This is a genomic window from Blautia sp. HCP3S3_D9 (assembly GCF_052063845.1).
In the GTDB taxonomy this organism is placed as follows: Bacteria; Bacillota; Clostridia; order Lachnospirales; family Lachnospiraceae; genus Blautia_A.
Map to the genome: position 1 here is coordinate 1 of NZ_JBQHWS010000225.1, position 3,049 is coordinate 3,049.

Sequence of the window (3,049 nt, forward strand, 5' to 3'; positions counted from 1 at the left end):
TCACTGCAGGCGAAATATTCAGGTTCTCGTTACATACCGTAGCGATCGCATTAACCTGAGTAGCACATCCGATTCCAAAGGAGGCAAATCCACCGAAGAAGGCGAAGAGCAGTGCCAGCCATTTCATATGTAATCCACGTTCCAGCGCATACATAGCGCCGCCCTGCATACGGCCATCTTTTGTTTTGACACGATACTTAACTGCGATCAGAGACTCACTATATTTGGTTGCAATGCCAAAAACACCAGTCAGCCAGCACCAGAGAACAGCACCCGGGCCGCCAAGCGCAATAGCAGTTCCCACACCAATGATATTTCCGGTTCCAATAGTAGAAGCAAGTGCAGTGGTAAGTGCACCGAACTGACTGACTTCACCTTCAGCTTCTGTATCCTTGGTAACAGATAAACGGATAGCAGTGCCGATTTTTCTCTGGATCACACCTGTACGGATTGTCATGAAAATGTGTGTCCCAAGAAGCAGAAGAATCATCCACCAGCCCCACACCAGGCTATCCAGCCTGTTAATGAAATTTGCGATAGTATTGATCATAGACGCCCTCCTTTGATATACCTTATTTTATAAAAATGCAACAGATGCTAGAACGTGTTTGAAATAACTATGTACTAGAAATTCCCTCTTTTATATAACAGAAGCTTCCGAGTCCGCAAACTTCTGGCATATAAAATAAAGGCATACAACCACGATGATGTGTGTTGTACGCCCTTGTACGTTTCTTCTGTCTGTTACAATTATTTCTTAACATTATACAGGAAAATATGTAAGATTGCAACGAAAAAATCATACTTAAATGTAGTCTAAATGTAGTCCTATATGGACGAAATCAGCTTTACGCTGACATGTTTTCATGCTATCATTATTTCAATGAAATTAAGGAAGTCTACTACTTTATTTGTAAAAAGCAATAAGCGGTCAGGCAGAGAAGCATAAAATCTTTTTAAATTAAAAGGAGCTGCCAATAGAAAGGAGAGACATATGGGAAGTTATCTGAATCCAGGGAGTACACTTTTTCGTGGAAGTCTTCGATCAAAGATATATGTAGATAAAAGTGGGTTAATAGAAAAAACAAATGACTTGATCTGTACAGAGCAGAAATATGTGTGTGTCAGCCGGCCGAGGAGATTTGGAAAGTCTATGGCGGCGAATATGCTGGCGGCTTATTATAAGAGAGATGAGGACACAAGAGCATTATTTGATAAATTGATGATCAGTCAGGCACAATCATATAAAGAACATTTAAATCAGTATGATGTAATACGGATTAATATGCAGCAATTTTTGAGTGAGACACATAGCATGGAGGAAATGCTTTCAAAAATATGTAATTATCTTATTCAAGATTTGCAGGAAGCATATGAACAAATTCGTTTCAGAGAGAAAACAAGTTTAGTTCAAACAATGAAAGATGTTTTTGCAAATACAGGACACCCTTTTGTAATCCTAATTGATGAATGGGACTGCCTATTTCGCGAATATCAGCAGGATAAGGATGCGCAGAAGAAATATCTGGACTTCTTGCGAGTATGGTTGAAAGATCAGGACTACGTAGGTTTAGCCTATATGACAGGAATTCTTCCAATCAAGAAATACGGCTCTCATTCAGCATTAAATATGTTCATAGAATATTCCATGACAGATCCGGGTGATATGGCACAGTATTTTGGGTTTACGGAGGAAGAAGTAGGTGAACTCTGTCAGGAATATGATATGAGTTTTGAAGAAACAAAAGCCTGGTATAATGGCTATGGATTGTGTACCCACAGTCGATATGGCGATCAACATTATTCAATGTATAGTCCAAAATCAGTAGTAGAAGCTATGCTTCGTCACAAATTTGGGACTTACTGGAATCAGACAGAGACTTATGAAGCATTGAAAGTTTATATTCAGATGAATATGGATGGTTTAAAGGACTCTATAGTTGAAATGCTGGCAGGCGGCAGTGTAAGGATTAATACCGGAACTTTCAGCAATGACATGACAACTTTTGCAACAAAAGATGATGTGCTTACTCTTTTAGTGCATCTTGGATATCTGACGTATGACAGTCAGAAAGAAGAAGTATCGATACCTAACAAGGAGGTGTCAAAAGAATATGTAAACGCGATTAGCACTATGGATTGGAAAGAAGTTATCGCATCCGTAGAAGCATCCAGAAAGCTGTTGGAAGCATTATGGGAAATGGATGAAAAAGCAGTAGCAGCAGGGATTGATAAAGCACACAAAGAAATTTCAATTCTTCAGTATAATGATGAGAATTCCCTGAGTTGCACTATTAATCTCGCATTTTATTTTGCAAGAGAGTATTATACCATTATAAGAGAATTACCGACAGGGAAGGGATATGCAGATATTTGTTTCATCCCAAGAACACTTCATGCAGATAAACCGGCTGCAGTCATTGAACTGAAATGGGATAAAAATGCCCATGGAGCAATTTCACAGATTAAAGAGAAAGAATATGTAGATGCATTAAAAGATTACCATGGAGATCTGCTGTTGGCAGGAATTAATTATAGTAAAAAAACAAAAAAGCATAGTTGCGTGATAGAGAAAATGGAAAAGTAAAGGAGGACACTACCATGCTTAAAAATTGGAATCCGGCGCATATGCCGGAAAAGGAGGAAATCAAAGAACGCCTGCAGACTGCCAGAAATCAGCTCTATGATTTCCAGATGAAGATCAAAGAACACAAGATACCAGTTATTGTACTTTTCGAGGGCTGGGGCGCTTCTGGCAAAGGAAGTACTATTGGAAAAGTAATCAAGAACATCGACCCACGTTTCTTCAAAGTAGCCACAATGTCCACACCAACAGCAGAAGACCTGAGATATCCATTCCTGTACCGCTATTTCAAACAGATCCCGGAAGCAGGAAAATTCACATTTCTGGATTCCGGCTGGATGGAGCAGACATGCAGAGAATGTCTGGAAGGCAAAATTGAGGGAGAAGCATACACACAGAGAATCGACAGTATCCGCCGCTTCGAGCGTCAGCTCACAGACAACGGTTATCTGGTTCTGAAATTCT

General features: G+C 39.7%; 2 protein-coding genes and 1 pseudogene. 2 read left to right on the plus strand and 1 reads right to left on the minus strand.

From position 1 onward, the window contains the following. Positions 1 to 550, minus strand: a 550-nt coding sequence (locus ACTNES_RS20250) for an alanine:cation symporter family protein (RefSeq protein ID WP_441040513.1), incomplete at its 3' end; no start/stop codon positions are given. Between the two features lie 444 nt (positions 551 to 994). On the opposite strand from ACTNES_RS20250, the gene ACTNES_RS20255 reads away from it, so the two are divergent. Next, positions 995 to 2,587, plus strand: coding sequence for an AAA family ATPase (locus ACTNES_RS20255; protein ID WP_441040514.1), 1,593 nt, complete (start codon positions 995 to 997; stop codon positions 2,585 to 2,587). A gap of 14 nt (positions 2,588 to 2,601) precedes the next feature. Next, positions 2,602 to 3,049, plus strand: a pseudogene (locus ACTNES_RS20260) (phosphate--AMP phosphotransferase); the annotation flags it as partial.

Coding starts and splice junctions, on each gene's coding strand:
- ACTNES_RS20255 (WP_441040514.1), top strand. CDS start 995: ATGGGAAGTTATCTGAATCCAGGGAGTACACTTTTTCGTGGAAGTCTT.